Origin of the sequence: Gordonia polyisoprenivorans NBRC 16320 = JCM 10675 (genome assembly GCF_000241325.1) — a bacterium.
Classification (GTDB): Bacteria; Actinomycetota; Actinomycetes; order Mycobacteriales; family Mycobacteriaceae; genus Gordonia; species Gordonia polyisoprenivorans.
In genome coordinates, this window is record NZ_BAEI01000018.1 from 13459 (window position 1) to 36271 (window position 22813).

General features: G+C 66.9%; 20 protein-coding genes. 2 read left to right on the plus strand and 18 right to left on the minus strand.

The genetic code is table 11. The features are described 5' to 3' along the window. Nucleotides 1–99 precede the first annotated feature (99 nt). Nucleotides 100–399, minus strand: coding sequence for an ArsR/SmtB family transcription factor (locus GOPIP_RS05155; protein WP_006368515.1), 300 nt, complete (start codon nucleotides 397–399; stop codon nucleotides 100–102). After that, nucleotides 396–1652 carry a UDP-N-acetylglucosamine 1-carboxyvinyltransferase gene (gene murA / locus GOPIP_RS05160; protein ID WP_006368516.1) on the minus strand — a complete coding sequence of 419 codons (1257 nt, stop codon included), beginning with the start codon at nucleotides 1650–1652 and terminating at the stop codon, nucleotides 396–398. The genes GOPIP_RS05155 and murA overlap by 4 nt, the downstream gene beginning before the upstream one ends. Nucleotides 1653–1710: 58 nt before the next feature. Here murA and GOPIP_RS05165 point away from each other — a divergent pair, with 58 nt between their 5' ends. Beyond that, nucleotides 1711–2325 carry a cob(I)yrinic acid a,c-diamide adenosyltransferase gene (locus GOPIP_RS05165; protein ID WP_006368517.1) on the plus strand — a complete coding sequence of 205 codons (615 nt, stop codon included), beginning with the start codon at nucleotides 1711–1713 and terminating at the stop codon, nucleotides 2323–2325. A gap of 27 nt (nucleotides 2326–2352) precedes the next feature. Here GOPIP_RS05165 and GOPIP_RS05170 read toward each other — a convergent pair whose 3' ends face one another. The 16 genes from GOPIP_RS05170 to rpmE form a co-directional block, all read right to left on the minus strand. Next, nucleotides 2353–2796 (minus strand): DUF2550 domain-containing protein, encoded by a 444-nt coding sequence (locus tag GOPIP_RS05170; RefSeq protein ID WP_006368518.1) that lies wholly within the window; start codon nucleotides 2794–2796, stop codon nucleotides 2353–2355. A gap of 168 nt (nucleotides 2797–2964) precedes the next feature. After that, on the minus strand, nucleotides 2965–3345 hold the full coding sequence (locus tag GOPIP_RS05175) for a F0F1 ATP synthase subunit epsilon (RefSeq protein WP_006368519.1): 381 nt from the start codon (nucleotides 3343–3345) through the stop codon (nucleotides 2965–2967). Between the two features lie 9 nt (nucleotides 3346–3354). Further along, complete coding sequence (gene atpD, locus GOPIP_RS05180) at nucleotides 3355–4803, minus strand: F0F1 ATP synthase subunit beta (protein ID WP_006368520.1); 1449 nt, start codon at nucleotides 4801–4803, stop codon at nucleotides 3355–3357. A 51-nt stretch (nucleotides 4804–4854) separates the two neighbouring features. Next, nucleotides 4855–5802, minus strand: coding sequence for a F0F1 ATP synthase subunit gamma (locus GOPIP_RS05185; RefSeq protein WP_006368521.1), 948 nt, complete (start codon nucleotides 5800–5802; stop codon nucleotides 4855–4857). 113 nt (nucleotides 5803–5915) lie between these two features. Beyond that, the gene (gene atpA / locus GOPIP_RS05190) at nucleotides 5916–7544 is read right to left on the minus strand and encodes a F0F1 ATP synthase subunit alpha (protein ID WP_006368522.1); all 1629 of its coding nucleotides are present in this window, start codon (nucleotides 7542–7544) and stop codon (nucleotides 5916–5918) included. Between the two features lie 97 nt (nucleotides 7545–7641). Beyond that, on the minus strand, nucleotides 7642–8991 hold the full coding sequence (locus tag GOPIP_RS05195) for a F0F1 ATP synthase subunit B/delta (RefSeq protein WP_006368523.1): 1350 nt from the start codon (nucleotides 8989–8991) through the stop codon (nucleotides 7642–7644). 3 nt (nucleotides 8992–8994) lie between these two features. After that, nucleotides 8995–9507: a F0F1 ATP synthase subunit B gene (locus tag GOPIP_RS05200; protein ID WP_006368524.1), complete on the minus strand. Its 513-nt coding sequence runs from the start codon at nucleotides 9505–9507 to the stop codon at nucleotides 8995–8997. 59 nt (nucleotides 9508–9566) lie between these two features. Next, nucleotides 9567–9830, minus strand: a complete 264-nt coding sequence (locus GOPIP_RS05205; protein ID WP_006368525.1) for a F0F1 ATP synthase subunit C — start codon at nucleotides 9828–9830, stop codon at nucleotides 9567–9569. Between the two features lie 150 nt (nucleotides 9831–9980). Next, nucleotides 9981–10739 carry a F0F1 ATP synthase subunit A gene (atpB, locus tag GOPIP_RS05210; RefSeq protein ID WP_006368526.1) on the minus strand — a complete coding sequence of 253 codons (759 nt, stop codon included), beginning with the start codon at nucleotides 10737–10739 and terminating at the stop codon, nucleotides 9981–9983. Further along, on the minus strand, nucleotides 10736–11152 hold the full coding sequence (locus tag GOPIP_RS05215; protein WP_006368527.1) for a hypothetical protein: 417 nt from the start codon (nucleotides 11150–11152) through the stop codon (nucleotides 10736–10738). Before GOPIP_RS05215 ends, atpB begins: the two co-directional genes overlap by 4 nt. 294 nt (nucleotides 11153–11446) lie before the next feature. Further along, nucleotides 11447–12685 (minus strand): MraY family glycosyltransferase, encoded by a 1239-nt coding sequence (locus GOPIP_RS05220; protein ID WP_006368528.1) that lies wholly within the window; start codon nucleotides 12683–12685, stop codon nucleotides 11447–11449. Between the two features lie 56 nt (nucleotides 12686–12741). Then, complete coding sequence (glyA, locus tag GOPIP_RS05225) at nucleotides 12742–13956, minus strand: serine hydroxymethyltransferase (RefSeq protein WP_035727231.1); 1215 nt, start codon at nucleotides 13954–13956, stop codon at nucleotides 12742–12744. Nucleotides 13957–13972: 16 nt separating this feature from the next. After that, nucleotides 13973–14629 carry an L-threonylcarbamoyladenylate synthase gene (locus GOPIP_RS05230; RefSeq protein WP_006368530.1) on the minus strand — a complete coding sequence of 219 codons (657 nt, stop codon included), beginning with the start codon at nucleotides 14627–14629 and terminating at the stop codon, nucleotides 13973–13975. After that, nucleotides 14626–15486 carry a peptide chain release factor N(5)-glutamine methyltransferase gene (prmC, locus tag GOPIP_RS05235; RefSeq protein WP_006368531.1) on the minus strand — a complete coding sequence of 287 codons (861 nt, stop codon included), beginning with the start codon at nucleotides 15484–15486 and terminating at the stop codon, nucleotides 14626–14628. The genes GOPIP_RS05230 and prmC overlap by 4 nt, the downstream gene beginning before the upstream one ends. Beyond that, complete coding sequence (prfA, locus tag GOPIP_RS05240; RefSeq protein WP_006368532.1) at nucleotides 15483–16589, minus strand: peptide chain release factor 1; 1107 nt, start codon at nucleotides 16587–16589, stop codon at nucleotides 15483–15485. The genes prmC and prfA overlap by 4 nt, the downstream gene beginning before the upstream one ends. Nucleotides 16590–16950: 361 nt before the next feature. Then, nucleotides 16951–17178 (minus strand): 50S ribosomal protein L31, encoded by a 228-nt coding sequence (gene rpmE, locus GOPIP_RS05245; protein WP_006368533.1) that lies wholly within the window; start codon nucleotides 17176–17178, stop codon nucleotides 16951–16953. A 352-nt stretch (nucleotides 17179–17530) separates the two neighbouring features. On the opposite strand from rpmE, the gene GOPIP_RS05250 reads away from it, so the two are divergent. Continuing rightward, nucleotides 17531–22813: a glutamate synthase-related protein gene (locus GOPIP_RS05250; protein WP_006368534.1), complete on the plus strand. Its 5283-nt coding sequence runs from the start codon at nucleotides 17531–17533 to the stop codon at nucleotides 22811–22813.

The following is a 22813-nucleotide window of genomic DNA, read 5'->3' on the forward strand; positions in this document are numbered from 1 at the left end:
CGTCGAAGGTAGACGACGGCTGATCGAGCAATGCCGTACCTCCACACCGCGCCTGCACATAGTGCACCTGGGCGTAAAGGTCGTCATGACCTCATCCACCTAGTGGTGGTGGCCGGCCCCGATCCAGTGCAGGAGTTGATGAACGGTCTCGTCCTCGAGTCGGTAGCTGACCGAGCGGCCCTGGCGGGTGGAGGTGACCCATCCCTGATGTCGCAGCACGCGCAGGGCCTGCGAGACCGCGGTCTCGGTTCGCCCAACCTCGGTGGCGAGGTCGCCGACGATGATGCCCGGCGTCCGGTGCAGTACCAGCAGGATCTCGAGGCGGTGGGGATCGGACAACAGGTCGAAGCGACTCGCCCACGCGGCGATGTCGACCTCGCCGGTCGGGTGGGCGCTCATCCCCGGACCCGCTCGATGCCGCCACCGAGCCGGGTGAGGTTCTCCTCGAAGTTCGGGTAGCCGCGGTCGATGTGCTCGATGTCGTGCACCTCGGTGACCCCGTCGGCGACGAGGCCGGCCAGGACCAACCCGGCGCCCGCACGGATGTCCGAACACCACACCGGGGCACTCGAGAGTCGCTCGATACCGCGGACGACGGCGTGATGGCCGTCGGTGCGGGCGTCGGCTCCCAGACGCACCATCTCCTCGACGAAGCGGAAGCGCGCCTCGAACACGTTCTCGGTGATCACCGACATGCCGTCGGCGACCGCCGCGAGTCCGATCGCCATCGGCTGCAGGTCCGTCGGGAACCCGGGAAACGGCAGGGTCGACACGTTGACCGCGGTGGGCCTGCCGTCGTGGCGTACCCGGAAACCGTCGGGCAGGGTATCCACCCGGGCGCCGGTGTCGACCAGTTTGTTGAGGACGAGCTGCAGGTGCGCGGGCGCGACGCCGCGCACCGTCACGTCGCCACGGGTCATCGCCGCGGCGATCCCCCAGGTGGCACCGACGATCCGGTCGCCGATCACCCGATGCTCGGTGGGATGGAGTCGATCGACACCGGTCACCGTCAGCGTCGAGGTGCCGGCACCGTCGATCCGTGCACCCATCTGCGAGAGCATCACGCACAGGTCGACGATCTCCGGCTCGCGGGCGGCGTTGTCGATCGTGGTCTGCCCGTCCGCGAGCACCGCGGCCATCAGGATGTTCTCGGTCGCGCCGACCGACGGGAATTCCAGCGCGACCGGTGCACCGACCAGGGCGTCCGCCTCGGCGACCACACAGCCGTGCTCGATCGCGCTGTGCGCACCGAGCGCGCGCAGACCGGCCTGATGCATGTCGAGCGGCCGGGACCCGATCGCGTCCCCACCGGGGAGTGCGACGACCGCCCGGCGGCAGCGAGCCATCAACGGCCCCAGCACACACACCGACGCGCGGAACTGTTTCACCGCGTCGAAGTCGGCGTGGTACTTCGGCTCGGCGGGCGCATCGATCACGACGGTGTCGCCGTCGATGGAGACCGTCGCACCCAACCCCCGCAGCACGTCGGCCATCAGCGGTACGTCGGCGATCTCCGGCGAATTGGTCAATGTGGTCGTGCCCTCGGCGAGCAATGCGGCGGCCATCAACTTCAGGACGCTGTTCTTGGCGCCGCCCACCGAGACCTCACCCTGCAGACGGGCTCCCCCGGTCACCAGATAGCGATCAGTCACGCCAGACAGCTTATCCGCCCGCCACCGCCACCCTGGCGAGGCGCTAGATTCGGGACCTATGGCCGTACATCTCACCCGCATCTACACGCGCACCGGCGACGACGGGAGCACCGGGCTCAGTGACTTCTCGCGCGTATCCAAGACCGATCCGCGAGTGGTCGCCTACGCCGACTGCGATGAGGCCAATGCGGCGATCGGGGCGGCGCTATCGCTCGGCGGACCGGTTCCCGACGACATCGCGGCGGTATTGCGGACGGTCCAGAACGACCTGTTCGATGCCGGCGCCGACCTGTCCACACCGGTGGTCGAGGACCCGAAGTACCCGCCGCTGCGCATCGAGCAGGACTACATCGATGCACTCGAACACTGGTGTGATGCGTTCGGCGAGCCCCTGCCGTCACTCGATTCCTTCATCCTGCCCGGCGGCAGTCCCCTCTCGGCTCTGCTCCACCAGGCCAGAACCGTCACCCGGCGCGCCGAGCGATCGGCGTGGGCGGCCGTCGACGCCGACCCCGACGCCACCTCGGTGCTCCCGGCGCGCTACCTGAATCGGCTCTCGGATCTGCTGTTCATCCTCTCGCGCGTGGCCAACCGACCACCCCACGGCGACGGCGACATCACCTGGGTACCGGGCGGTCAACGTCACCGGCCGGATAAGACGGCGTCCGAGTGATCACCGCGTGATCTGATTCTCGAACGCTCAGGCGCTGCGGCGTTCGGCGCGAGCCGACCGCCGGGACTCCAACCAGGACTGGAATGCGGTGACCCCACCGGCGTCGAAGGCGATCTCGTAGTCCTTGCCGGCACCCGAGCCGACGGACTGGTGCACGTGCAGGATGATCAAGCCCTCGAGGATGTCGCGTTCGCTGCCGACGGCGCGTCGGCGTCCGGAGATCTCGATCGAACGCCGGGGCAGGGTGTGTGACGGACCCGCGCGCAGAGAACTCAGCCGGAAATATCGCAGTGCTTCGTCACTGTAGTGGACAGTCCCGTGCCGCCAGCCCTCGTCGACATCGGCCGGCAGGGTCCGCAGCAGCACCGGTGTACCACCGCGCCGCAGCTGGCCCACCCGGTAGGCGAGCAGACCGCACACGCACAGGGCGATGAGGAGCAGGACGCTCAGCGTGATCACGAGTTCGGACACCCTGGTGCACCTCCTCGTTGCCGCCCGGAGCGCATCGATGCCGTCCGGTCATGACGTGGCCGTGGTCGTGCGTGGGTCTCCTCCAGGATGCCACCCCGGAACAGCACACGACCGGCCACCCGCACTGGGGTGGCCGGTCGTGTCATCACTGTTGACGTGTTCGGCGGTCTACGAGGCCAGTTGCTCGGCCGCGGACAGACGAGCCTGCGCGTGGTTGTACTCGTCGGAACCGGGCTCGGCCGACTCGAGAGCCGAGCGTTCGGCGGCGACGTCGACGTCGTCGGCCCACTCGGCCGACTCGGCGAGGATCGTCACCGACTGCCCGGTGATCGACAGGAATCCGCCCTCGATCGCGGCCGCCTTTCGCTCACCGCTCTCCTCGACGATCACCACGTATCCGCCGGGCACCAGCTGGCCCAGCAGTGGCTCGTGGTTGGCCATCACACCGAGTTCACCCACGGTGGTGCGGGCGATCACGAAGGTCGCCTCACCGGAGTAGAGTTCGGCGTCGGCCGAGACGACCTCGACGTGGAACGCTTTGTCTGCCATGTCGACCCGCTACTTTCCGGCGATCTTCTCGGCAGCAGCCTCCACGTCGTCGAGTCCACCGCAGCTGTTGAACGCCTGCTCGGGGTAATGATCGAACTCGCCCTTGCAGACCCGGTCGAAGGCCTCGATGGTGTCGGCGAGCGGGACGACCGAACCCTTCTGTCCGGTGAACTTCTCGGCGACCAGGAAGTTCTGGCCGAGGAACTTCTGGATGCGACGCGCGCGCTGCACGGTCACCTTGTCCTCTTCGGAGAGCTCGTCCATACCGAGGATGGCGATGATGTCCTGCAGTTCCTTGTACTTCTGCAGGATGCGCTTGACCTCGTTGGCGACGCGGAAGTGCTCGTCGCCGACGATCGAGGCCTCCAGGATGCGCGAGGTCGAGGTCAGCGGGTCCACGGCCGGGTAGATACCCAGCTGCGAGATCGGACGTGAGAGCTCGGTGGTCGCATCGAGGTGCGCGAAGGTGGTGGCCGGCGCCGGGTCGGTGTAGTCGTCGGCGGGCACGTAGATCGCCTGCAGCGAGGTGATCGAGCGACCCTTCGTCGAGGTGATTCGCTCCTGCAGCTCACCCATCTCGTCGGCCAGCGTGGGCTGGTAACCCACCGCGGACGGCATACGGCCGAGCAGCGTGGACACCTCGGAACCGGCCTGGGTGAACCGGAAGATGTTGTCGATGAACAGCAGCACGTCCTGGTGCTTGACGTCGCGGAAGTACTCCGCCATCGTCAGCGCCGACAGTGCCACGCGCATACGCGTGCCCGGCGGCTCGTCCATCTGACCGAACACCAACGCGGTGTCCTGCAGGACGCCCATCTCCTCCATCTCGAGGTGGAGGTCGGTGCCCTCACGGGTGCGCTCGCCGACGCCGGCGAACACCGAGGTACCGGAGAACTCACGGGCGATACGGGTGATCATCTCCTGGATGAGGACGGTCTTGCCCACGCCGGCGCCGCCGAACAGGCCGATCTTGCCGCCCTTGACGTACGGGGTCAGCAGGTCGATGACCTTGATACCGGTCTCGAGGATCTCGGTCTTGCCCTCGAGCTCGTCGAAGGCCGGCGGCTTGCGGTGGATGCTCCACTGCTCGCCGTCGCGGCCGAGGCCCGGGCTGTCGAGGCAGTCACCGAGGGCGTTGAACACGTGACCCTTGACCACGTCGCCGACGGGCACCTGGATCGAGTGGCCGGTGTCGGTGACCTGGGCACCGCGGATCAACCCGTCGGTCGGCTGCATCGAGATGGTGCGAACGAGGTTGTCGCCGAGGTGCTGCGCGACCTCGAGGGTCAGCGTCTTGGCGACCGACTCGAGCTTGATCTCGGCGTGCAGGGCGTTGAACAGATCTGGGATCGATCCCCGCGGGAATTCGACGTCGACCACGGGGCCGATGATGCGGACGATCCGGCCGTCGGCCGACCCCGACGACTGCGAGGCTGGGGTTTCTACTGCTGCGGTCATGGTGGTTGGATACTTCCTCTTGTCGAAAGATTGTGTCCGGCGGGGTTCGGGCTAGTTCGCCAGGGCGCTCGAGCCGCCGACGATCTCGCTGATCTCCTGGGTGATCTGGGCCTGGCGGAGCTGGTTGGCCTCGCGTGACAGCGAGGTCGACAGTTCCTCGGCGTTGTCGGTGGCCGCCTTCATCGCGGTCCGCCGGGCTGCCGACTCCGACGCCGACGAGTCCAGCAGCGCCGCGTAGACGCGGGTGGCCACGTAACGCGGGAGGAGCGCCTCGAGCAAGGACTCCGCGCTCGGCTCGAAGGTGTAGTTGCGCGATTCGGTGTCGGCCTTGTCGACCTCTCCGTCGCTCTGGTCTGCCTCGTCCTCCTCGGTGACGACCAGCGGTGCCATCCGTCGAACCTCGGGGACCTGCGTCAGCATCGAGACGAACCGGGTGTAGACCAGGTGCAGTTCGTCGACACCCTCCAGAGTGCCCTCACCGTCGGGATTCTCGACCTCCACACCGCTACCGGCGACGAACAGATCCACCAGGAACTTGCTGGCAGCCGAGGCATCGGAGTACTCCGGTGCCTGCGAGAAACCGGTCCACGACTGGGCGTAATCGGCACCGCGGAACGTGAAGTACCCGACGCCCTTCTGCCCCATCACGAAGATGACCGGCTCCTTGCCCTCCTCACGCAGCAACGCGAGGAGTTCCCGGGTGGCCCGCAGGACGTTGGCGTTGTAGCCACCGCACATGCCGCGGTCACTGGTGATCACCAGCACGCCCGCCCGCTTGGGATTCTCCCGCTCCTGGAGCAATGGGTGATCCAACGTCCCGGCGCTGCTCGCGAGTTCGGAGAGCACCTTGGTCATCTCCGTCGCGTAGGGCTTGGCAGCCGCCACGCGCGCCTGCGCCTTGGTGATGCGCGAGGTCGCGATCAGTTCCTGGGCCTTGGTGATCTTCTTGGTCGACTGAACCGACCGGATGCGTGAGCGCAGCTCACGGATGCTTGCCACGAGCCCTCACCCCTTCCTTGCCATCAGTGTGCCTCGCCGGGCCATCAGTGTGCCTCGCAGGCTCCGGCGGCCATCAATGCGACGAAGGCCACGGCGGTGCTGCCCCGAGTCGATCACTTGCGGATCTTGATCTCTTCTTGAGCGACATCCTCGGAGTCCATCGGGGTCGCCTCGGCCTCGTTGACCACGCGCTTGCCGTCGTGGGTGAGGTAGCTGTTCTTGAACTTGTTGGTCTCGGCGACCAACGCCTCGGCCTCGTCGTCGGAGAGCACCTTGCCACCGGCGATCGAGTCGTAGACACCCTTGGCATTGTGATGCAGGTGCGAGAGCAACTGAGTCTCGAAGTTGCGCACGTCGTCGACGGGCACCGAGTCGTAATGTCCCTCGCCGCACAGGTAGATCGAGACGATCTCGTCCTCGACCGAGTACGGGCTGTACTGATCCTGCTTGAGCATCTCGACCCAGCGGGCACCACGCTCGAGCTGCGCCTTCGACGCGTCGTCGAGGTCGGAGGCGAACGCCGAGAAGGCCTCGAGCTCACGGAACTGGGCGAGCTCCAGACGCAGCGACCCCGACACCTTCTTCAGACCCTTGGTCTGGGCGGCACCACCGACACGCGACACCGAGGTACCGACGTTGATGGCCGGGCGGACGCCCTTGTTGAACAGGTCGGATTCGAGGAAGACCTGGCCGTCGGTGATCGAGATGACGTTGGTCGGGATGAACGCCGACACGTCGTTGGCCTTGGTCTCGATGATCGGCAGACCGGTCATCGAGCCCCCGCCGAGCTCGTCGGAGAGCTTCGCGCAACGCTCCAGCAGACGCGAGTGCAGGTAGAAGACGTCGCCCGGGTAGGCCTCGCGGCCCGGCGGACGGCGCAGCAACAGCGAGATCGCACGGTAGGCCTCGGCCTGCTTGGTCAGGTCGTCGAACACGATCAGAACGTGCTTGCCCTGGTACATCCAGTGCTGACCGATGGCCGAACCGGTGTAGGGGGCCAGCCACTTGAAGCCCGCCGAATCCGAGGCGGGGGCGGCGACGATGGTGGTGTACTCCATCGCGCCAGCCTCTTCGAGAGCCGTCTTGACGCCGGCGATGGTCGAGCCCTTCTGGCCGATCGCGACGTAGATGCAGCGAACCTGCTTGTTCTCGTCGCCCGACTCCCAGTTGGCCTTCTGGTTCAGGATGGCGTCGACGCAGACGGCGGTTTTGCCGGTCTTGCGGTCACCGATGATGAGCTGACGCTGTCCGCGGCCGATGGCGGTCATCGCGTCGATGGCCTTGATGCCGGTGGCCAGCGACTCCTCGACCGGCTGACGCTCGAGCACCGAGGCAGCCTGCAGCTCGAGCACGCGCTGCTCTTCGGCCTCGATGTCGCCGAGTCCGTCGATCGGCGCGCCGAGCGGGTCGACGACACGACCGAGGAACTTGTCGCCGACGGGAACCGAGAGCACCTCGCCGGTCCGGCTGACCTGTGCGCCCTCTTCCAGGGTCTCGTAGTCACCGAGGATGACCGCACCGATCTCGTCCTCGTCGAGGTTCAGGGCCACGCCGAGCACGCCGCCGGGGAACTGCAGCAGCTCGTTGGCCATTGCGCTCGGCAGGCCGCTGACGTGGGCGATGCCGTCCGCGGTATCGGTGATGATGCCGACCTCGTCGCGCGAGGCTTCGGCGTCGAACGACGAGACGTACTGCTCGATCGCTCCCTTAATCTCGTCTGCTGAGATCGTCAACTCCGCCATGGGTTCTCGTCTTCCTTGCTCAGTCCGTGCAGTGGTTCGTGGTGGGTGGTGCGTCGGCGCCGGTCGGCCGGGGTGGTTCCCACCGACCGGCTCGCGATCAACGCGGCAGCGTCTCGGTCGCCTTCGCCAGTCTGGTGGCGATGTCGGCCTCGATCACCTCGTCGCCGACGCCGATGCGTAGGCCGCCGATGATCGACTCGTCGACCTCGGTCTGGACCGAGATCGTGCGGTGGTAGATGTTGCCCAGCACCTGTGCCAGGCGGGTGCGCTGCTCGTCGGTCAACTCGACCGCGGACACCACGTGCGCGACGATCTCCCCGCGACGGGCGGCGGCCAGCTCGGCCAGATGCGCCACTGCGGTCTCGGACGGCTGTCCGTGCAACAGCGCAACGGTGTGCGAGAGCAGATACCAGGTGTGCGGACCGACCTGATCGCCGATGAGTGAACGCAGCAACTCCACGCGACCGTCCGCCGGACGCTGGAAATCGGCCAGCAGCGAAGCGAATTCGGGGTTGGCGTCGAGTAACCGGCCGACGCGGAACAGCTCATCCTCGGTCTGCTCGATGGTCCCGTCGCGTTCGGCGGCGGTCAGCACGATCAGCGCGTTCTGGCGACGCAGCGCGGTCACGAAGTCGAGGCTCTGCGACCACCGCTGGGCGGCGGCCGAGGCCACCGTGTCCACGACGATCGGTGCGACCTTGCCGTCGAGCAGGGTGTGCACCATCTGCTTCTTGCCCGCGTCGTTGTCCTCGTCCTCGGTCAGCTTTTTGCGCAGGACCGGGTTGTCGAGCAGGAACTTGATGACCGAGGCCATCTCCTCGGACGCCGAGGTCAGTGCCTGCGCGTCGAGATCCTTGGCCGCCGACTCGAATTCGGCGCCAACCGCACGCGCCGCATCCCGGCTGGTGGCGTGCAGCGAGTGCAGGCCGATCAGTTCCGAGCTGGCCGGGACCGACGAATCGGCCTGCCCGGCGGCCATGCCGTCGAGTTCGTTGATCGCCCGATCGATGGCCGCCGACTGGTTGTCGGCCGACGAGAGATGTCGTCGGACGATCTCGCCCGCGCCGTCGACGGCGTTGAGTCCGAGCTCGAGCCGCAGTTGGCGGACAAGGCTCGTACGGGCCAGTTCGGCCTGCGACTTGCCGTGCTCGCTGATGCGCCGGACCTCCGCGTCGGCGAGTGCCTTGAGGTCCTCTTCGATCGACTTCGCATCCTCGAGTGCACCCGCGTGGAGCTCTTTGGCCTCCGCCTCGGCCTTCTCGACCGCGCGGTCGTGGGCGACCCGCGCGTCCTCGGCGCGGCTCTTGGCCTCTTCGCTCTCGACGATCTGCTGACTGATCGCGTCCTTCTGGGCGAGCACTGCCTTGCGCAGCGGCGGCAACACCCACTTGACGAAGATCGCCACGATCACGAGGAAGCCGACGAGCTGCCCGATGAAAATGTCCACGGGTTACTTCACCGTCCCACTCTGCTGGGCCCCGGCACCGGCCGAGGCGACGTCGGTTCCCAGAACGCGGCCGGCCAGTGCCTCCGACAGCCGGCTCACGTCCTGCTTGGCGGTGGTGACCGCCTTGTCCGCCTCGACCTTCAGATCCGCGGAGATCTTGGCGAGTGCGGCATCGGCCTCCTCGGTGGCCTTGTGCTTGGCCGCCGACACATGCTCGTTACCACGGGCGCGGGCCTCGTCACGGATGCCGGTGGCGTCGCCACGAGCTTCCTTCAGACGTGCCGCGTACTCCCGGTCGGCGTCCGCATAGCTCGCCGCCGCAGCCTTGTTGTCCTCGACCGTCTTGGCCACCCGTGCGTCACGTTCGTCGAGCACCTCGAGGATCGGAGGGACGACGAAGGTACGGATGACGACCAGGACGACAATGAAGATCAGCAGGCACGCGATCAGAGTGGCGTTCGGGATGAGGAAGTTGGACGTCTTCTCCCCGGCTTCTTCTGCGGCGAGACTCATCATGTTGGATGTCCCCTATCGGGATTGCGAACTACGAGCAGCTGAACGGACGGCGCTTCGACTCAGGATGCGCCGTAGGTCTGAGCCGGGTTGGCGAACACGAACAGGGCCATGAACGCCAGGTTGATGAAGTAGGCCGCCTCGACCAGACCCACGGTGATGAAGAACGGGGTGAACAGGCGTCCCTGGGCCTCCGGCTGCCGGGCGATACCGGCGATGAGCTGCGAACCGGCGATACCGTCGCCGATGCCCGCACCGATCGCGCCGCCGCCCATGATGAGGCCGCCGCCGATCAACGCGCCCATGCTAACCAGATTCGGATCCATTGAGATCTTTCCTTTCGGGTGGAACTGGCACTCTTGGTTGCCAGGTCTGTGGGTCCGGTCGGCCGGGCCGACCTTTTCTATTGGGGTGTGGTTCGTACGGTTGTCCTGCAGCGTCCGACGCTCACCGTCGGTGGGCGTCGGACGGTGGTTCTAGTGGTGCTCGTCTTCCATCGCCTGGCTGAAGTAGAGGATCGTCAACAGGGCGAAGATGAAGGCCTGGATGAGGCCGATGAACATGTCGAAGGCTTTCCAGATCGCGTTCGGTGCCCACAGGATGTACGCGGGGAACAGTGCGATCAGGGCGACCATGACGCCACCGGCGAAGAGGTTGCCGAAAAGTCGGAGAGACAGCGAGAGCGGCTTGGCGATCTCTTCGATGATGTTGATCGGTGCCAGGCCCGCCGCGTGTCCCTTGACCAGCTTGCCCAGGTGGCGCAGCGGACCGCGCCGACGCATGCCGGCGGCGTGATACCAGACGAAGACGAAGATCGCGAGCGCGTAGGTGAAGTTGGCGTCACCCGAGGCCGGTTTGATGAGCTCATGGGTTGCGCCGCTGTCGACGCCGTACTGCACCGGCAGTACCGAGAACCAGTTGACGATCAGGATGTAGGTGAACAAGGTGACCGCGAGCGGCAGCACGAACGGGGCGATCTTCATACCGATCGCACTCTCGATCTGACTGCGCATCTGCACGGTGATGACCTCGAAATACAGCTGCACGGTGTTCGGCCGGCGCGAGGTCATCTTGGCCTTGACGAAGAACGCGAGCGCGATCACGATCAGCGCGGCAATGGCCGCGGCGATGATCGTGTCGAGATTCCAGGTCATGCCCAGCCATTCCACCTCTTGGTGGTGGCCGACCTCGATCTTGGCCTCAGCCAGGTACAGCGCGTCAGACGGTGCGGTCATAGCTGCTTACGAAGTCCTTTCATCACCGGAATCACCGTGTTGAGGACCAGGACAACCTGGCCAAGGGCGAGTCCGAACATCACGCCCAGCCCCTCGGGCCGGACCAGAATGGCTGCGGCCAATGCCAGCACGGTGATCACACCGAGCCGCAGCGCGGAATTGACGGCCAACAGTTTCTTACGGGGGTCGGCTTCGGCAGCCACACGCGAGACGGCCATCGTCACCATCTTCGCGTTGACCAGAACCGCCACCACACCCACCGCGAAGAAGATCGCAAACAGGAAGTGCCCCACATAGATCGATACGCCCGCCACGATCAGCGTGAACGCGCCGGCGATGATCCCCGGTCGCACCAGGCCGGTGGGAGCGGCCGGGTAATACACGGGAGCGGAGTCAGGGGCAGATGTCGTCATCGCCTCTCCTCACCTCTCGTCGGAACCCTCCGTGCGGTAAACACAGGACGGCACACGGGATCGGGCGTACTCACTGGCAGCCGAGAGCCACCGAGCGTACGCTCCGCATTGCTGAGACCCTACCAAGCGCCGTGACCGCCACCACCAGGGGGTGCGGGACCGCGGAGCAGGTAGGTGAACCGGCGTCGAACAGCCGATCCGTTGCCGACGGCACCGTGCCCACCGCCGAACTACTACGGCTCATAGTACATGGTCTTTACCATCGGGTTACCTGGCCCCATGGACAGGTGCGTCTCAGCGGCCGCCGCGACCGCCGACCATCGGTCCCGCGTGCGCGGTGCGCATCTGCGCGATCCGACGGGACAGGCGCGGGGCCATGGTCACCAACATCGCCAGCACCAGACCACCGGCGAAGGCGGGCGCGACCACCGCCATCGGGAACAGGGTGCTCGCCGCCGCCGAGAACGCCAGGATCGCGACCCACAGATAGATGATCACCGCGACCCGTCGCTGTGAATGCCCGAGTTCGAGCAACCGGTGATGCAGGTGCATCTTGTCCGGCGTATAGAACCCGACTCCGGCGCGGGTGCGGCGAACGATCGCCATCAGCATGTCGAGCATCGGGACGAACACGATCGCAGCGACCAGGATCAGCGGCAACAGCAGCGTGAACACGTCCGCCGGCCCGTAGGCATAGACCGCGATACGACCGGAGGCGCTGGTCGACGCGGCCGCGAGCATCAGCCCGATCAGCATGGCCCCGGAGTCGCCCATGAAGATACGCGCGGGCGAGAAGTTGTGCGGCAGGAAGCCCAGGCACGCACCGGCCAGAACCACCGAGATCAGCGCGGGCGGGTAGTAGCTGACGTCGCCGCCCTGGTCACGCAGCAGTCCCAACGAGAACAGGCAGATCGCCGACGCCGCGATGAACCCCAGACCTGCGGCGAGACCGTCGAGCCCGTCGACGAAGTTGACCGCATTGATGGTGGCGACGGTGATCACGACGGTCAGCAACCCGGACTGGAACGGGTCGAGGACCACCGTGCCGATATCGCCGAAGGGCACCGGGAACTGGATCCAGCTGACCCCCATCACCACCATCACACCGGCGGCGGTGAGCTGACCGACGAACTTGGTCAGCGCGTCCAGACCCCATCGGTCGTCGATCGCACCGACGATGACGATCACCGCGCCCGCCGAGATCACCGCCCCGATGTCATTGGTGTAGGCGAAACCCCGGTTCAGCGCGGGCAGATTCGCGGCCAGGGCGACCGCCGCGACCATCCCGGCGAACATCCCGAGGCCACCGAGACGTGGGGTCGGGATGACGTGCACGTCACGTGCCCGTGGCACGGCCACCGCCCCGATCTTGATCGCGAGGACCCGTACCGCAGAGGTGAGCAGGTAGGTGACCGCGGCCGCACTCAATCCGACGAGCAGCAGCTCGCGGAACGGCACACCGAGCCCCTCACCCACCCCGGGCGCGGCCAGTGCCGCGACTGTGTGCGCCACGCCGGGCTCGACCACGCTCATCGAGGACCTCGCTCGGTGGCGCGCAAGGTCGAGAGGGGTTCCGGCACGCGAACAGGCTACCCGCCGAGCAACTCGGCAACCGAGCCGCGGATTCGTGCGTGTTGGGACGGATCGGACAATGCGGCGACCATCCAGTCGGCGATCTGCGTCATCGCGGCGGCGTCCGCGCCGGCGAGGGTCGCGATCGGGGTGCCGATGCGAATGGCCGACCCCTCGGCGACCGGCCGGTGCTCGAACGGAAGCACCGCCTTGTCGACGACGATCCCGGCATCGTGGAGGCGCTGCTGCGCCTGGACTCCGCTGAGCCCGGTCGCCGAGACGTCAACGACCGCGAGATGGGTGTCGGTGCCACCGCTGACGATGCGTAGCCCGCGCTCGGTCAGCGCAGCGGCGAGGGCCCTCGCGTTCTCGACGGTCCTCGAGACGTAATGCGCGTGGGTAGCCGTCGCCGCCTCGGCGAACGTTGCGGCCTTGGCCGCGATCACATGCATCGACGGAGCGCCCTGGGTGAACGGGAACACCGCTTTCTGCAGCGCTGCACGATGACGGTCGGCGCCCAGCAGCAGCCCACCGCGTGGACCACGCAGCACCTTGTGCGTGACCATCGTCACGACGTCGGCATGGGGCACCGGACTCGGCGCCACCCCACCGGCGACCAACCCGCCCAGGTGTGCGGCGTCGACCCACAGGATGCATTCGGCCTCATCGGCGATCTGGCGAAGAGTCGGAAAATGGAACAGCCGTGAATAGGTTGCCGACCCGGCGACCAGCAACCGCGGACGGTGCAGCAGCGCGAGATCACGAATCTGGTCGTAGTCGACGAGTTCGTCGACCTCACCGACGGCGTACCGGATGGTGGTGAACCAGCGACCGGAGAAATTCGCGCGCGAACCGTGCGTCTGATGGCCCCCGTGATCGAGTCGCAGCGACAACACCGGGTCGCCCGGCTGGGCGAATGCCGCATAGACCGCCGACGCCGCCGCCGTTCCCGACACCGGCTGCACGTTGACATACTCGGCGCCGAACAACGAGGCGGCACGGGCGATCGCCAGCTCCTCGATCTCGTCGACAACCTCGCACCCGCCGTGGTAGCGCGCGCCCGGATATCCCTCGGCATAGGTGTCGGCCAGCGGTGTCGCGAGAATGCGCCGAACCGCCGGGCTCGCGACCGTCTCCCCCGCGACCAACTGCAATGTCTGCGCGCGACGCCGGGTTTCGCGGTCGATCAGCGTGGCGAGCTCGGCGTCGATCGCATCGTCGCCGGCACCCATCACCGGATCGGACCCGTCACTGCTGCACCAGGCTCGCCGGGTCGATGTCGAGGACCGCTGCGATGTCGTCGGCGCTCACCGCCCCCTGACGCAGGATGCGCGGCGCCCGGCCGGTCAGATCGACGATCGTCGAGGCCTGTGCCTTCGGCGACGGTCCGCCGTCGAGATAGACCGACACCGAATCACCGAGTTGCGTGCGGGCCTCCTGCGCGGTCGTCGACGGCGACTGGCCCGAGACATTGGCGCTCGACACCGCCATCGGCCCGACCTCACGCAGGATCTCGATGGCCACCGGATGCAGCGGCATCCGCAGCATCACAGTGCCGTCGGTGTCGCCGAGATCCCAGGCGAGTGACGGCGCCTGCTGCACCACCAGCGACAACCCACCCGGCCAGAACGCCTCCACGAGCGCGCGCGTCGCGGAGCTGACGCCGAGAACGAGTCCGTCGACGGTATGCCAGGAGCCGACGAGCACCGGAACCGGCATGTCGCGGCCCCGACCCTTGGCCGCCAACAGCTCCGCAACAGCTTCGGAATCAAATGCGTCGCAACCGATTCCGTACAGCGTGTCGGTGGGCATGACGATCAGCCGGCCGGACTTGGCGGCACCGACCGCCGCCCGGATTCCGGTGGCTCGCTGGTCGGGATCTGCACAGTCGAAAAGTGAGCTCACCGGTCCATCCTCGCACGGGCCGTGACGAACCTCGGACGGCCGGCGAGATCCCGATGTTCCTGCACCTCGTCGAAGGCGCCCGACCCCGTCATCACCGCAACCACCGACGCCGACGTCGTGTCGTCGTGTTCGATCCCGACCCGGCCACCGGACCGCAAGATCTCGGCGATCACCCCGACCATCGGGGTGATCACCGACATGCCGTCGCCACCACCGAACACCGCTTCGGCCGGGTCGGCCTGCACCTCCTGCGACACCGGCACACCCGTGGGCACATAAGGAGGATTGCTCACCACGAGGTCCACCGGGCCGCCGACGAACGCCGACACCGCGGCGGAATCGGTCGCATCGCCGAGATGAACGTGGACGCGGTCGGTGACCCCGGCGTCATCGACGTTGCGGCGCAACCACTGTGCCGCGATCGGGGAGCGCTCCACGGCGTGCACCCGCGCCCTCGGCAGCGACACGGCCAGCGCGATCGCCAGCGCCCCACTGCCACTGCAGAGGTCGACGATCGTGGGACTGTCCCCTTCTGCCACCTCGAGCGCCCACGCGTAGAGCAGCTCGGTCTCCGGACGCGGGACGAACACCCCCGGCCCGACGGCGAGCTCGACCGGCCCGAACGATGCCGATCCGGTGAGATGCTGCAGCGGAACCCGACGGGCACGCGCGGCGACGAGATCGTCGTAATCCTTCGCCACGGCGTCGCTGATATCGTCGACCAGCAACAGCCGACCCTGCGAGACGCCGAGCACGTGGGCGAGCAGCCATCGCGCGTCAGCGGCCGGGGAGTCGACCCCCACAGATGCGAGAACCGTGGTCGCCGAAGCGATCACGTCCCGGACCGATCGGGTCACTGCGCCTCGAGGCGCGCCTGCCGGTCGGCCGCGACGAGCGCATCGAGCAACGCGTCCATGTCACCACTCAGCACGGCATCGAGATTGTTCGCCTTGTAACCGATGCGGTGATCGGTGATCCGGTTCTCCGGGAAGTTGTAGGTGCGGATCCGTTCGGACCGATCGACGGTGCGGATCTGTGCCGCCCGTCCCTCCGCAGCCGCGGCCTGCGCCTCTTCCTCTGCCGCGGACTGCAATCGGGCGGCGAGCACCTGCATCGCACGCGCCTTGTTCTGCAGCTGCGAACGCTCGTTCTGGCAGGTCACCACGATCCCGGTCGGAAGGTGGGTGATGCGCACCGCCGAGTCGGTGGTGTTGACGCCCTGCCCACCCTTACCCGACGAGCGATACACGTCGATCCGCAGATCCGACTCGTCGATCGCGACCTGCTCCACCTCATCGGGTTCCGGGTAGATGAGCACCCCGGCCGCCGACGTGTGAATGCGCCCCTGCGACTCGGTGACCGGCACCCGCTGCACGCGGTGCACACCGCCCTCGAACTTCAATCGCGACCACACCCCGTCCCGCGACACCTCACGCGAGCGAATCGACATCGTGGCTTCCTTGTAGCCGCCGAGATCGGACTCGGTGATACCCAGCATTTCGGCCTTCCACCCGTGTCGCTCGCAGTACTTCAGGTACATACGTGCCAGATCCGCGGCGAACAACGCCGACTCCTCGCCGCCCGCACCGGATTTGATCTCGAGCACCACGTCGTCGGCGTCGTGCGGGTCACGCGGGGCGAGCAGATCGGTCAGCGTCGCATCGAGTTCTGCCACCGTCTCCTCGAGCGCCGGGATCTCCTCGGCAAAACCGGCATCGTCGGCGGCGAGCTCCCGTGCCGCCGCGAGATCGTCACGCGCAGACTGCAAACGGGCATGCGTTGCCATGATCGGAGCCAACTCGGCGAACCTCTTACCCACGCGACGCGCCATCGCCGGATCGTCATGCAACGACGGATCGGCGAGCTGGGTCTCCAAACCCGCATGCTCGGCGAGGATGTCGTCGATGGCGGTTCCTTTGGCGCGGACTCCGTCCGCGCGTGCACCTGCGCCTTTACTCACCGCTCTTCGTCCTCATCACGTCGTCGCTGCGCTCCTCGTTCTTCGTCCTGCATCGCGGCGCGGCGCAGTGCCTTTGGCACCGGCTCCGCCGGTGCGGTGTTCGCGCCCTGATGCGCCGCTCTTCGTCGTCATCGCCTTGTCGCTCCGCTAGCACCATTGGCACCGGCTCCGCCTGTGCGTGCACTCGCGCCTTCAGTCACCGCTCTTCGTCCTCATCACGTCGTCGCTGCGCTCCTCGTTCTTCGTCCTGCATCGCGGCGCGGCGCAGTGCCGCTGGCTCAGCGATCACCGCCGCGGGCCGTGCAAAGACAAACGACGCCCGGCCGGTTCTTGCTGAACCGGGCGGGCGTCGTCGACGGGTCTACTTGGCGGCGTCGGCCTTCTTGCGCTTGCCGTAGCGAGCCTCGAACTTCGCGACGCGACCGCCGGTATCGAGGATCTTCTGCTTGCCCGTGTAGAACGGGTGGCACTGCGAGCAGACTTCCACGTTGATGCGACCGTTGGCAGCGGTGCTGCGGGTCTCGAACGTGTTGCCGCAGCCGCACACGACGGTGGTCGCGTGGTAATCGGGATGGATTCCCTGCTTCATCTCTGGTGTCCCTTTCTCGTGGTCGCCGGGTCACCGACGCGGATCGTCGGTGTGAACCGGAACCGGACTCGACCGATCAGTATGCCACGCGTACCGCACCGGACCGAAATCGTCGGTGACCGGTGACGACGTGCCCCACCGAAGGGTTCACCGGCCTCAACAGACCCACCCACGGGTTCATTCCCGCCATCGGCGACATATTTAGGGCACGCTCATGTTGGTAAGGCTTGGCTAAGTTATAGTGCCTCTGATGTTCGCTTCATCGTCGCAGCGGACATCGCCGACCGGCTCACTCGGACGTCACCGCCGAGGCCGGCACATCGAGTGGATACGCGGGCACACGAGGAGACGAATGCAGGCCGATCGGCACGGTCACCAGCAGCTGCTGGTCGACCCCAGCGACGAGAAGAGCAGTTGTGGGGTGGGCTTCATCACCCGTAAAGACGGCGTCCAGAAGCACAGCGTGATCGACAAGGCGCGTGCCGCACTGTGTTCGGTACCCCACCGCGGCGGCATGTCCGCGTTGGGCGTCGGCGACGGCGGCGGCATCTGCATCGACCTGTCCCAACGGTTCTTCCGCAAACTCACCGGCCGCCCCGACCTGCGCCTTGGCCAGTTCTGCGTCGGCAACTTCTTCTTGCCGACCACCGAGGAGTCGGCCGCCAAGGCCACCCGGTTGATCGAGCGCACGATGGCCGACCGCGGATTCACCGTGTTGTGTGTGCGCGACGTGCCGGTCGACGACGACGTTCTCCGCGAGGCCGCCGTCGACTTCCAGCTCCCGATCCGCCAGTGGATCTTCGCAGCACCGCAACCGTGCCCCGAGCCGGTGGCCCTCGACCGTCTCGTCGAGCAGGCGCTTCTGCACATCGAGGCGATCGGCTACACGGCGCCCGCGCTTGCCGGGCTCTATCCGCTCTCACTGTCGGCACGCACACAGGTCCTCAAAGGACGACTGTCCTCCCCGGAGGTCATCGACTACTTCCTCGACCTCGCCGATCCCGATCATCGCGTGCACACCCTGTTCTTCCACACGCGCTTCTCCACCAACACCGACCCGCATCCCACGATGGCGCAGCCGTTCCGGTTCCTCGCGCACAACGGCGAACTCAACACCGACAAAAAGAACCGCATCGCCCAGGTCTCCGCTGCCGCGGCAGCCCGACGGCCCATCGTGCGTCCACCCGGCCAGTCCGACTCCAGCCGCCTCGACCAGACCGTGGCCGCTCGGGTGATCAACGACCAGACCGACCTGGTCACGACGATCGTGTCGATGATGCCGCCGGCATGGGAGAACGATCCGACGCTGTCGGACCGCGTCCGGGCGATGTTCGAGTACTTCTCGCTCTACGAGGAGAAGAACGACGGACCCGCCGCGGTCGTCTTCGGTGACGGTACGATCATCGGCGCGCGACTGGACCGTCTCGGCTTGCGGCCGCTGCGCACCGTCGAGACCACCGAATACCTGTGCGCCTTTTCCGAAGCCGGGCAGGTCGACTTCGATCCCGACACCGTGATCGCCCGCGGCCGCGTCTCCGCGGGCGGGATGATCTACTACGACCATCGCGAGCATCGCGTCTACACCACCGCCGACGCCTACGAAAAGCTCTCCACCGCACGGGATTACCCCGCCTTGCTGCGCGCGGCGAAGGTCGATCTCGCCGATATCGCCGCAGCGCACACCTCGGCCGAGTCCTCGTCGAACGGCATCCCGGCCACGGCCGCCGAGCACGATCTCACCGATCATCAGCGCTACCGCGCCTACAATCTGGATCAGGAGAGCTTCCGGTACTTCATCGACCCGATGCTCGCCGACGGCGTCGAGCGGGTCTCCGCGATGGGCTTCGGCAACGCCATCAATCCGCTGACCAACGTCGAACCCAATGTGTCACGGTTCTTTTCGCAGCGTTTTGCGCAGGTGACCAATCCGCCACTGGACTCCATCCGGGAGGCCGACGGGATGAGCCTGCGGGTCGCACTCGGCCGGCGCCCGGACATCAACGCCGAGCCGGACCCGTCCGAAGGACGCCAGATCGTACTCGGCACACCGATTCTCACCGCCGGCGAACTCGGACTGCTGATGGCACAGTCGGAATCACCGGTGCAGCTCTTCGACGCGACATTCGAGCGGGGAGTCGACGCCGACGCCGATCGCATCCACCTCGTCGAATCGATCGACCGTCTCGGCGCTCGAATCGTCGAGTTCGCTTCGGCCACCGGCGGTATCGCCGTCCTCAGCGACCGCGGGATCGGTCCCGAACGGGCGGCGCTGCCGATGATCTTCACGGTGTCGGCGGTCAATCAGCAACTCATCTCCGCCGGGGTGTGCCTGCGGATCTCGGTCGTCGTCGACACCGGCCAGGTCGAATCGTCGCATCATCTCGCGGCGATCCTCGGGTTCGGTGCCGCCGCGGTGCATCCACACACGGTGGCCCGGCGGGCACCCGACGAGGAGGGGTTCGCCCGGTGGCGCAAGGGCGCCGAGAAATCGCTGTGCAAGACCATGGGCCGGGTCGGGCTCTGCACGGTCGAAAGCTACATCGGCGGTGAGTTCTTCGAACCGGCCTTCCTCGACACCGCCGAGCAGGATCTGCACCGCTGGTTCCCGAATCTACGGGCACCGGTCGGCGGCGTGGGCCTGCAACCGATCGTCGAGGCCCTCGGAGCCGCACACAGCGCGGCGATGAACGCCCCGGTACCGGCTGCCGACGCCGACCTACCCCTGCTCGGCCTGTTCAAGGAACGTGCCGAGGGCGCGGGACACTCGTTCGGCGCCGCGGCCGTCCGCGGATACGGCGCCCTCGTCGACGAGAAGATCCATTTCTCCTCGGCGCGAGGCGAATCGACGAAAGCAGAGGCCGAGGGGCTCGGTGACACGGTCCGCCTGCTCACCCTGGCCACCCTCGCCGACGCGTTCGGTCTGGGTGACGAGGTCTACGAGGACAGCAGCTTTGCGGCATTGAGTCCCGCCGAGATCGATCGGTTCACCGTCACCGACGCCTATCGCGGTTTCGTCGCTGATCTGGCGGCCACGCGGGCCCGCCGCCCGAGCGCGTTGCGCGACATCCTGGAGCCGGTGGCCGACACCCCACCGATCGCGCTCACCGACGTGCAACCCGCACATGAGATCACGGCGACCTTCGCCTCCGGCGCAATGAGTCACGGCGCACTCGTCGCACCCGCCCATGAGGCGGTCGCCCACGGCACCAACATGGTCGGTGGCCTGTCCAATTGCGGCGAGGGGGGCGAACATCTCTCGCGCTATGGGACGTTGCGCGCCTCGCGGATCAAGCAATTCGCCTCCGGACGATTCGGGATCTGGGCCGGATACCTCGCCGACCCGATGCTCACCGAGCTCGAGATCAAGATCGGCCAGGGAGCCAAACCCGGTGAGGGCGGCCAACTCCCGGCACCCAAGGTGACCGTCGAGATCGCCGCCGCCCGTGGCGGTACGCCCGGGGTCGAACTCGTCAGCCCACCGCCGCACCACGACACCTACTCCATCGAGGATCTCGCCCAGCTCATCCACGACTGCAAGGCCGCGCGTGTTCGGGTGATCGTCAAACTCGTCAGTTCCGAGGGCATCGGCACCATCGCGGTCGGTGTCGCCAAGGCCGGCGCCGACGTCATCAACGTGGCGGGCAACACCGGCGGAACAGGCGCGGCGTCGGTGACGAGCCTGCGGTATGCGGGCCGAGCCGCCGAGATCGGGCTCGCCGAGGTCCATCAGGCGTTGTCGGTGCACGGGCTGCGCCAGAAGGTGGTGCTGCGGACCTCCGGCGCCCACCAGACCGGACGCGACGTGCTCGTCTCTGCTCTCCTCGGTGCCGACAGCTTCGAATTCGGCACCGCCGCACTGATGATGATCGGTTGCGTGATGGCCAAGAACTGCAACATCAAGTGCCCGGCCGGACTCACCACCAATCCGGAGGTGTTCGACGGCGATCCACGGGCGATGGCGCAGTATCTGCTCAATGTCGCCCACGAGGTCCGCGAACTCCTCGCCGATCTCGGGTTGCCGGATCTGCGCGCCGCCCGGGGACGCACCGATCTGCTCCGGCTGATCGATCATCCCGCACTGGTCTCCGGTCTGCGCCCGCAAGCCCTGCTCGCGCGGATCGAGGCACCCGAGATCACCGATCCGGTGTATCTCGAACGGGATTACCGCGTCGATGACGCGCTCGGCGAACAGGTCTGGCGCGCGCTTGTCGATGAGTCCCGCGACAGGGTCCACACCACACCGGTGGTGCTGACCAACCGCAACCGAAGTGTCGGTGCACAACTCGCCGTCGACATCGAGCGGCGGCTCAATCACGGGACCGTCCCCGAGGTGGCCGCCGCGATCCGCGACGATCGCGGCCGATGCCACCTCGACGCCGATACCGTGGTCGTCGCCACCTCCGGTTCGGCCGGATTGTCCTATGCCGCATTCTGCAACGACGGGATGCGGCTGGAACACCACGGAACCTGTAACGACGGAGTGGGCAAGTCCATGTGCGGCGGCACCGTCGTGGTGCGGTCCCCCGGAGGCGGCTCCCCCGCGCTCGGTGGCAACGTCCTCATCGGGAACTTCGCCCTGTTCGGGGCCACCGGCGGGCGCCTGTTCGTCGAGGGTGAGGCCGGAGATCGCTTCGCGGTCCGCAACTCCGGTGCCACCGCCGTCGTGGAGGGGCTCGGCGAATTCGGTTGTGAGTACATGACAGGCGGTGCCGTGTTCAACCTCGGCGGCTACGGCAACGGCCTGGGAAACGGGATGAGCGGCGGCTTTCTCTATCAATACGATCCCGGATGCGAACTTGCCGAACGGATCAGCAACGACTCGGTGCTCGTCGGTGCGATCACCGGCGTCGGCGATCCACTCGCCCCGATCCATCACCATGCCGCGTTCACCCTGCTGCAGATGCACGCCGAGGCCACCGGCTCGGCGTTGGCCACACGGCTGCTCGAGAATTGGGAGACCGAAAGGCATTACGTCAGCTATGCGTTACCCCGGGCGTTGCTTGCCCACCAGGACGCCGACACCCTCATGGCGACGCTGAGCCCGCGAGCGCTACGCGATGAACTCGTCGGGGCGATGGCACTCGGCCAGATCCGAACCCTCAAGACCGATCTGCGCTCCGGGACACCCGTCGTCGAGGGTGTGGTGCCCGAGTACGGCCACACCGACGATGCCGACATGTACCGCTTGCTGGGTGCTTTCACGGTTTTCGGACTCGCCCGCGAGGTCGCCGGCGCGCGACTGAACCACCGGGGCGCCAGGGCGGCAACGGGTTCGCCGAGTGAGGAGTTCCTCGCGCGTTCGGCACGCAATCTGATCCTGACCGAGGATCACGATCTCATCGCCCGGGTATCCCGTTACGTGCGAGACATTCTGGCGCAGTACGACTCCGAGCAGATCGCCGCGCTCATCTCCGCCAAACGCGTCGACGACTACAAGGCGGCACTCGAACGCCGCAACGTGCGCTCGATGGATGCCCCCGGCACCTACGGCTGGATTCTCCACCAGGACCGCCGCAATCGAGAACGACTCGGTCGGCTACCGAGTTTCGACGAACTGTTCGCCATGCGGGCGATCCCCGACGTCGCCGAGTCCCTCGCGCGTTCGGCCGCCGCAGTCCTACCGGAGGTCTCCTGA

Bases quoted from the DNA above. Each gene is read 5' to 3' on its own strand.
- GOPIP_RS05155 (WP_006368515.1), bottom strand. From the start codon at position 399: ATGAGCGCCCACCCGACCGGCGAGGTCGACATCGCCGCGTGGGCGAGT.
- GOPIP_RS05165 (WP_006368517.1), top strand. From the start codon at position 1,711: ATGGCCGTACATCTCACCCGCATCTACACGCGCACCGGCGACGACGGG.
- GOPIP_RS05175 (WP_006368519.1), bottom strand. From the start codon at position 3,345: ATGGCAGACAAAGCGTTCCACGTCGAGGTCGTCTCGGCCGACGCCGAA.
- atpD (WP_006368520.1), bottom strand. From the start codon at position 4,803: ATGACCGCAGCAGTAGAAACCCCAGCCTCGCAGTCGTCGGGGTCGGCC.
- atpA (WP_006368522.1), bottom strand. From the start codon at position 7,544: ATGGCGGAGTTGACGATCTCAGCAGACGAGATTAAGGGAGCGATCGAG.
- GOPIP_RS05200 (WP_006368524.1), bottom strand. From the start codon at position 9,507: ATGATGAGTCTCGCCGCAGAAGAAGCCGGGGAGAAGACGTCCAACTTC.
- GOPIP_RS05205 (WP_006368525.1), bottom strand. From the start codon at position 9,830: ATGGATCCGAATCTGGTTAGCATGGGCGCGTTGATCGGCGGCGGCCTC.
- atpB (WP_006368526.1), bottom strand. From the start codon at position 10,739: ATGACCGCACCGTCTGACGCGCTGTACCTGGCTGAGGCCAAGATCGAG.
- GOPIP_RS05215 (WP_006368527.1), bottom strand. From the start codon at position 11,152: ATGACGACATCTGCCCCTGACTCCGCTCCCGTGTATTACCCGGCCGCT.
- GOPIP_RS05220 (WP_006368528.1), bottom strand. From the start codon at position 12,685: ATGAGCGTGGTCGAGCCCGGCGTGGCGCACACAGTCGCGGCACTGGCC.
- glyA (WP_035727231.1), bottom strand. From the start codon at position 13,956: ATGGGTGCCGGCGACGATGCGATCGACGCCGAGCTCGCCACGCTGATC.
- rpmE (WP_006368533.1), bottom strand. From the start codon at position 17,178: ATGAAGCAGGGAATCCATCCCGATTACCACGCGACCACCGTCGTGTGC.
- GOPIP_RS05250 (WP_006368534.1), top strand. From the start codon at position 17,531: ATGCAGGCCGATCGGCACGGTCACCAGCAGCTGCTGGTCGACCCCAGC.